At 28.4% G+C, this 7,638-nt stretch carries 8 protein-coding genes; 4 read left to right on the top strand and 4 right to left on the bottom strand.

From position 1 onward, the window contains the following. Together KGF50_RS19315 and KGF50_RS19310 are read right to left on the bottom strand one after the other, a co-directional pair. Positions 1–842, bottom strand: an 842-nt coding sequence (locus KGF50_RS19315) for a 3'-5' exonuclease (RefSeq protein ID WP_227849565.1), incomplete at its 3' end; no start/stop codon positions are given. A 37-nt stretch (positions 843–879) separates the two neighbouring features. Continuing rightward, on the bottom strand, positions 880–1,740 hold the full coding sequence (locus tag KGF50_RS19310; protein WP_227849564.1) for an ATP-binding protein: 861 nt from the start codon (positions 1,738–1,740) through the stop codon (positions 880–882). Between the two features lie 268 nt (positions 1,741–2,008). Here KGF50_RS19310 and KGF50_RS19305 point away from each other — a divergent pair, with 268 nt between their 5' ends. The 3 genes from KGF50_RS19305 to KGF50_RS19295 are packed head-to-tail and all read left to right on the top strand — an operon-like array spanning position 2,009 to position 3,085. Beyond that, positions 2,009–2,218, top strand: a complete 210-nt coding sequence (locus tag KGF50_RS19305) for a spore coat associated protein CotJA (protein ID WP_227828252.1) — start codon at positions 2,009–2,011, stop codon at positions 2,216–2,218. Beyond that, positions 2,218–2,484, top strand: a complete 267-nt coding sequence (locus tag KGF50_RS19300; RefSeq protein ID WP_021385274.1) for a spore coat protein CotJB — start codon at positions 2,218–2,220, stop codon at positions 2,482–2,484. The genes KGF50_RS19305 and KGF50_RS19300 overlap by 1 nt, the downstream gene beginning before the upstream one ends. Positions 2,485–2,512: 28 nt before the next feature. Next, positions 2,513–3,085 (top strand): manganese catalase family protein, encoded by a 573-nt coding sequence (locus tag KGF50_RS19295; protein ID WP_227849563.1) that lies wholly within the window; start codon positions 2,513–2,515, stop codon positions 3,083–3,085. Between the two features lie 262 nt (positions 3,086–3,347). On the opposite strand, the gene KGF50_RS19290 is transcribed toward KGF50_RS19295, so the two are convergent. Together KGF50_RS19290 and dut are read right to left on the bottom strand one after the other, a co-directional pair. Beyond that, positions 3,348–4,538, bottom strand: coding sequence for a C40 family peptidase (locus KGF50_RS19290; RefSeq protein WP_227849562.1), 1,191 nt, complete (start codon positions 4,536–4,538; stop codon positions 3,348–3,350). Positions 4,539–4,798: 260 nt separating this feature from the next. Further along, positions 4,799–5,230, bottom strand: coding sequence for a dUTP diphosphatase (gene dut / locus KGF50_RS19285; RefSeq protein ID WP_227828249.1), 432 nt, complete (start codon positions 5,228–5,230; stop codon positions 4,799–4,801). Positions 5,231–5,342: 112 nt separating this feature from the next. Between dut and KGF50_RS19280 the strand changes: the two genes are divergently transcribed. After that, positions 5,343–7,583 (top strand): type IA DNA topoisomerase, encoded by a 2,241-nt coding sequence (locus KGF50_RS19280; protein WP_227849561.1) that lies wholly within the window; start codon positions 5,343–5,345, stop codon positions 7,581–7,583. Positions 7,584–7,638 lie beyond the last annotated feature (55 nt).

The following is a 7,638-nucleotide window of genomic DNA, read 5'->3' as shown; positions in this document are numbered from 1 at the left end:
CCTTCTATATTCTTCAATTTATCTATAGTATCCAATTTTTTATCTATATCTTTTATAACTTCTATGTTTTGTATATTTATATTTATAATTGTCAATAAGTACATTCTCACAGTTTTTATTATCTCTATAGAAAAATCTACAATATCATAATTTCCTTCTTTTTTATAAAATGACTTTTTAAATTTATCAAAGCAATCATTTAAATCTGGATTTATGTTATTAAACGGAGGTCTTATTATATCTAGCATTATTAAAATATCTTGTATATCTACATTATTTGTAATTGCCTCATCTAAAATAAATAAATTATATGCATCATTTAATGGGTCATGCGCATCTCCACTAAACTCTAAGTTAGCAAATTCAAGTAAGTTTTTTAGTGATATATAGTTCATACATTTTATACCACACTCTATATATTTCTCTTTTATATCCACAAATAACTCTCTAATGTTGTTTACGAACCTTGGATGATTGTTTTTTTTAGAACTTCTCATGTCAGTGTTATTGAAACATGTTAAATCTAAATTACCAAAAGTATATATTCCTTCAATCTCAGAAAATATGCCTAACCACTTTTTAAACTTTCTCATGACCTCTTCATAGCTTGGTGCATATTTTAATTCTTCTGAAGATATATGAGTCAACTCTTGTATATGAGGATATAACTGGGCATTACTTACTGGCTTTATTAAAGATTTAAACTTATCAATATTTTTTGTCTTTTCATCATACATAACTGCTCCAATTGCAATTATATCTGAATTTAATATATCTCTCTTTGATTTAGAATTTGGCATATTCATCTCAAAATCTATATATACTCTTTTCAATATAAACACCCTTTCCAATTGTTTATAGTGATTCTTTTAATTACTTTTATTCATAATTTTCTAAGAAAGAATGTTTCTCCCCATCTTTTTGCCACCCTAGTACTGAATCAAGATTTACATTTTCTGCTGCTTTAAATATGGACTTTTCTACATTTTTAAAATTTGGCTCTAAACTTTTTATTAAATCTTTTATCTCATATCTTTTATTTCCAGTTTTTTTAGCAGCAACCATACATGCACAATTTAAAGGCCATATACCACTGTTTTGGATAAATCTTATAATATGTTCTTCTCTTATATAATAAAGTGGTCTTATAATTTTTATTCCTTCAAAATTAGTAGAATTAAGCTTAGGAAGCATAGTTTTAAAATTTCCTGCACACAACAAATTAAGCATAGTTGTTTCTATTACATCATCATAATGATGACCTAATGCAAGTTTATTACATCCTAATTCTTCTGCTTTTGAATATAATGCTCCCCTTCTCATTCTTGCACACATATAACATGGATAATCTTTTGCAATTTCATCAGCTATTTCAAATATTCTTGAATCAAATAAATGTATTGGTATGTTTAAATACTCACAATTATCTACAAGTAATTGCCTTATATTTGCATGGTATCCAGGGTCCATAGCAATAAATTCAACATCAAAATTAACTTGTCCATGTCTCTTTAATTCTTGAAACATTTTAGCCATAAGAATACTATCTTTTCCTCCAGATATTGCTACAGCTATTTTATCCCCTTCTTCAACTAATTTATAATCTCTTATTGCCTTTATAAACTTAGACCATAAATGTTTTCTATATTTTTTTATAATACTTTTTTCTATATCTCTTAGTGAAAGTCTTTCCTCAAAAGGAACTATAATTTCACAGCCTTTTCCTGATAGCTCACTCATTTAATCACCTCGTATATTTATGTTAATAATATTTTACAAAAAAGTCTACCTACTTCTATAAAATACTATAATTTTTACTTTAATTTTAATAAATACTTTATAGTTTACAATAACACATAAACTTATAATAACATAAATAATGCCTTTCTTTTATTATCTTTTTTATTTTTCTCATTTAATATTTTATTATGAGTAACGATTTTTAAATGGATGAATATTATACACTAGATAGACTTACCTATCTATTTACAACAAGGAGGTTTTCATCTTGGAAAATAAAACTAGAGATATTAAAAAGAATTGTGGTTCATCTTTAGCTAGACCATATGTTAATAATCAAATTTTCACAGAAATGTACTGCCTTTCTGATGCATTAAAATTCGGAACTATATTTCCAGAACTAAATTTATTAGAATCTGAAATGTATAACAAGGAATTATATGCTAAGCCAAAAAAATTAAGAGGAGGTAGAAGATAATGAAAGATTCATCTAGAGCTGAACTTATGAGAAAAATTCAGGAAACATCTTTTGCATGTGTTGATATGAACTTGTATTTAGACACTCATCCAGATGATAAGAATGCTATCAACACTTATAATTCATTATGTAACCAGTTTGCACAGGCTAGATATGCTTACGAAAATAAATATGGTCCTTTAACTAACTTTGGGTATGCTCCAAGTAGATGCCCTTGGCAATGGGCTGAGCAACCTTGGCCTTGGGACAGAGAATTTAATTATTAGACATCAAGTATTGGAGGATTGAAAATTCATGTGGATATATCAAAAAACTTTACAACACCCAGTTAATATAAAAACTTGTGACCCAAGAATGGCTAAGTTTCTTATAACTCAATTTGGCGGACCAAACGGAGAGCTTGCTGCATCTTTAAGATATTTGAGTCAAAGATACACAATGCCTACTGGTAATATGCGTGCACTTTTAACAGATATTGGTACAGAAGAACTAGCTCATGTTGAGCTTATATGTACTATGGTTTATCAGTTGACTTCTGATGTAACTCCAGAAGAATTAAAAGCTGCTGGCCTTGGCTCAAACTATGCTCAAAATGGATATGGAATTTATCCAACAGATGCAAATGGAGTCCCATTTGATGTAAGACCTATAGCTGTTATGTCAAATCCAGTAACTGATTTACATGAAGATATGGCTGCTGAACAAAAAGCACTTGCAACATATTATCAACTTATAAACTTAACAGATGATGTTGATGTTATAAACGTACTAAAATTCTTAGGTCAAAGAGAAATAATTCACTATCAAAGATTTGGTGAGGCTTTAATGGATGCTTATGAATTAGAAGAATGTCAAAAAATATTCTAAAATTCTTGTTTATATATAAAACTACAATTATTTACTAATTTACTAACTTACTTTTTTCACTTAAATCCACTTAAAGATATAAAAAACTATAAAGAACTGTCCATTTTCTATACGCAGATAGAATAAATAAACAACAAAAAGCAGGTACTAAATCAACAGTAATATAGATAGTAGTCTACAATACTATTGACATCATACCTGCTTTTTTTATAAGCAATAAAGAAATATCTATTTATAAAGTTTTATCATTAAATTTAAATTATTATAAAACTCTTCTTGCATTTACATATCTACTTGAATAGTAACTACTATTTATATTAGATATTGTTACTTTTTTTGATGAACCTGAAGATGCGTGTATCATCTCTCCATTTCCCATATAGATTCCAACATGGCTTACAGAACCATTATTCGAACCTTCTGTATCAAAAAATATTAAATCTCCGCTTCTAAGGTCTCCTCTGTTTACATATGCTCCATACTTACTTTGGTCTCTAGATACTCTTGGTATACTAACTCCAGCAGATTTTTTCATAACGTATTGTGTAAATCCAGAACAGTCAAAACTATTTGGACCTTCCGCTCCCCATACATATGGTTTTCCAAGTAGTGTCTTTGCAAAGCTTATTACACTATCAGCTCCCTGACTTGGAGAATTAGTTGAATCAGACGGACTTGAAGTATCAACAGAACCTTTTTCACCAAGATATTGACTTGATACATATCCTGTTTGGTCATCGTGATTTACTTTTGTCCATCCTCCATTTTCTGAAATACTTCCAACTTCAGTACCATAACTTAATGTAGCCACTTTAGAGTGTCCTGTTCCTGGTCCTGTTCTAAGGTTTAATGATTTTGCTGTTACAACTTTTGTATCCTTTACAAGATCACTTGAACTGTTTCCAGAATTTCCATTTGAAGAATCACTTAAGTTAGTTCCTAAATATTTACTTGAAACATAACCTACTCTACCATTAGAACTTATTTTTGACCATCCATTTGACTCAGATATGTATCCAACTTCAGTACCATATCCCAAAGTAGATATTTTAGAACTTCCTGTACTTGGACCTGTTCTAAAATTTAATCCCTTTGCTGTAACAACTTTTGTTGATTTTACTGAAGCATCATTACTTTCATTACTATTTCCTAGGCTATTTATTGATACATAGTTTTCATGTACATAACCTGTATTCCCATTATATTTAACTTTTACCCAAGAACCATCTTTTCCTATGTACTCAACTTTATCACCTTTGTAGAACTTTCCTATCGATGCATTATTTGTACCTGGTCCTTTTCTAAAATTTACTGCATTCCCTGTTATTGTTCTACTTTCTACAGTTGAACTTTCTATTTCAGACTCATTAGCATATGCTAAATTCCCCATTGTAGGCATTATTATCGCGGTGGCCATTATACTGGCTGCTACTCTCTTTTGATTAAAATTCATAACTTTCCACTCATCTCCTCTTTTCTAGTAGATTTATTTTTTATTTCTAACATAAAAGAAATAATTGACACTATTTTTAAATATCAATTATTTCTTTTATATTAATATTATTACAAATTTGTAACTATTTGTCTATAGTAATAATTCTATACCATAAATTGCCATAAATATTTTTTAATCATAAAGAGCTTAAAACTCAGTTATATAGCCAATTTATATCCTATTAAATAATTTTATATTTTTTAACTTTTTTGTAACTTTTAGAATCCTGTTGAACCAAATCCACCTTTTCCTCTTTCAGAATCACTTAATTCCTTAACTTCTTCTATATTAATCTCGTATATAGGTTTTACTACCATCTGAGCAATCTTCATATGTTTTTCAACTTTAAAATCATTTTTTCCATGATTTATTAATATGATTTTAAGCTCTCCTCTATATCCTTCATCAATAGTTCCTGGTGTATTTAATACAGTAATTGAATGTTTTAAAGCAAGTCCACTTCTAGGTCTTACTTGTGCTTCTGTCATAGCAGGAAGTTCTATACATATTCCAGTTTTAATAAGTTTAGTCTCTCCAGAAGGTATTACAACCTCCTCTATAGAATACAAATCCATACCAGCATCACCTTTGTGAGCAAAATTAGGTATTATAGCGTCATCATTTAATTTTTTTACTTTTAAATTGTACATTTTATATCTCCTTTCAATTTCCTATAAATATTATAACTTAAATTTCGACCTCTTGAAGTTTTTTATTTTTTTGTGGTAATATAATTATTAGTGTTTTAAAGGAGGATTTTTTATGAAACTTGTACTTGCTGAGAAGCCATCCGTTGCAAAAACTATAGCATCGTTTTTAGGTGCAAAGACTAGACAAGATGGTTACTTTGAAGGAAATGATTATATAATTACTTATGCAGTTGGACACTTAGTATCATTATATGATATGAAAGATTATGATAAAGATAAGTATTCTGGCTCTTGGAAAATGAATAATTTTCCTTTTGTGCCTGAAAATAAGTTTAAATTCAAAATTGATAGTTCCAAAACTAAACAATTCAATACTGTAAAAAAACTTTTAAACAGAAAAGATGTGGAATATGTAATAAATGCCACCGATAATGACAGAGAGGGAGAACTTATAGCATTTTTAATATTTTTACTTGCAAAAAATAAAAAACCAGTAAAAAGAATTTTGGTAAATGAATGGACTCCAGAGGACATTACAAGAGGTATAAAAAACTTAAAAGATGAAGATGAAATGAGAAATCTTCAAGCTGCTGGATATACAAGGCTTATTACTGATTGGCTAATTGGCATAAACTTCACTTCTGTTGCTACATTAAAATATGGAAATGGAAAATTACTAAATATAGGCAGAGTAATTCTTCCAACAGTTAAATTAGTCTATGATAGGGATATGGAAATACTGAATTTTGTTCCCAAAACTTATTATGAAGTAGAAGGTCATTTTAAAGCTGAAAACGGTGAATATAAAGGTAAATATATTAAAGGTAAAGAAAGTAAATTTGACACACTTGAAGATGCAAATAAAATCATAGATTCAATTACATCTCAAACTGGTAAAATACTAGATAAAAAAGTTACTATGTCAAAAGAGTATGCACCAAAACTTTTTAGTTTAACATCACTTCAAGGATATATAACTTCTAAGTACTCTAATTTTACCTCTGATAAGGTTTTAAATGTCTGTCAATCTCTTTATGAAGGTAATGGTAAAGGTGGGTATATAACTTATCCAAGAACCGATTCTATTTTTTTAGAAGAAAGTTTAGCTTCAAAAGCTTCTCAGACCTTAGAAAAATTAAAAGTTGGTCTTGAATACGAAAATAAAATTAAATTTTCTAAAACAAAAAGGGTCTTTGATTCATCTAAAGTAGATTCGCATAGTGCTATAATTCCTACTTATATAATTCCAAAAAATTTATCTAAAGATGAGCAATTAGTTTATGATGCTATAAAAGATAGATTTGTAGCAAATTTTATGCCTCCTGCTGAATATGAGAATACAGAAATTAAAACTAAAGTAGATGATTGCACTTTTTTAACAAAAGGAAAAGTACTTAAGTCAAAGGGATACCTTGAGGTATATAATAAGGAAGAAAAAAACGATTTACTTCCATTTGTAAACAAGGATGACACTGTTGATGTCTTAGAGATAAAGCCATTAACTAAACAAACAACACCTCCTAAATCATATACTGAAGATACACTTTTAAAAGCTATGAAAAATTGTGGCAAAAATGTACCTGAAGAAGATACAACTGTGCTTTCAGGATATTCAATAGGAACATCAGCCACACGTGCTGATGTACTAAAAAAAATAAGTCAGGTGGGCTATGTAAAGAAAAAAGGCAAATCTTACTTTATAACAGACCTTGGAAAAAATTTAGTTGAAATTTTTCCTGTTAAGGATTTATTTGATGTGGATTACACTGGTAAACTTGAAAAAAGTTTAAGTGATATTCAAAAAGGTAAATACACTAGAAAAGAATATCTTACTCATATTATTAGTTTTATCTATCAAAATGTTAATATCATAAAACAGGATGCTTCAAAAAACATAAATACAGAAACTTATACTTTTGATTCAAAAACTAAAAAATTTACTAAGGCAAAAGGAAAAGATTCAAAAAATAGCTCAAAAAAAAGTTTAGCTAATTCTGAAAAGGAAATTGCTGTATCAAAGGATACAGATATTAAAAAAGAAAATAAAAGTAATAATGAAGATACCTCTCTTGGTAAATGCCCTATTTGTCAAGGTGATGTCCTTGAGTTTGATAAAGGATTTGCTTGTAAAAATCATAAAGAGTGTAAATTTGTTATTTGGAAAAATGACAAATACTTAAGTCTTTATAAAAAGAAAGTTAATAAGACTATGGTCAAAAATATTTTAAAAAAAGGCGAGACTAAAGTAAAGTCTTTAACTTCTAAAAATGGAAACAAATTTGATGCTACATTAAAATACAATAAAAATCCAGATACTGGCTACTTCAACTGGAAAATAGAATTTGAAAATTAAATAATATTCATAAAAGCAGAAATAGCAGTAGTATAATATTAGATATATTATACTA

Origin of the sequence: Clostridioides sp. ZZV15-6598, assembly GCF_020657705.1 — a bacterium.
Classification (GTDB): Bacteria; Bacillota; Clostridia; order Peptostreptococcales; family Peptostreptococcaceae; genus Clostridioides; species Clostridioides difficile_F.
This window is presented reverse-complemented; position numbering and strand designations above follow the sequence as displayed.

What these genes read in the sequence shown, in the direction of transcription:
- KGF50_RS19295 (WP_227849563.1), top strand. Translation starts at nt 2,513, where the DNA reads ATGTGGATATATCAAAAAACTTTACAACACCCAGTTAATATAAAAACT.
- KGF50_RS19310 (WP_227849564.1), bottom strand. Translation starts at nt 1,740, where the DNA reads ATGAGTGAGCTATCAGGAAAAGGCTGTGAAATTATAGTTCCTTTTGAG.
- KGF50_RS19300 (WP_021385274.1), top strand. Translation starts at nt 2,218, where the DNA reads ATGAAAGATTCATCTAGAGCTGAACTTATGAGAAAAATTCAGGAAACA.
- dut (WP_227828249.1), bottom strand. Translation starts at nt 5,230, where the DNA reads ATGTACAATTTAAAAGTAAAAAAATTAAATGATGACGCTATAATACCT.
- KGF50_RS19280 (WP_227849561.1), top strand. Translation starts at nt 5,343, where the DNA reads ATGAAACTTGTACTTGCTGAGAAGCCATCCGTTGCAAAAACTATAGCA.
- KGF50_RS19290 (WP_227849562.1), bottom strand. Translation starts at nt 4,538, where the DNA reads ATGAATTTTAATCAAAAGAGAGTAGCAGCCAGTATAATGGCCACCGCG.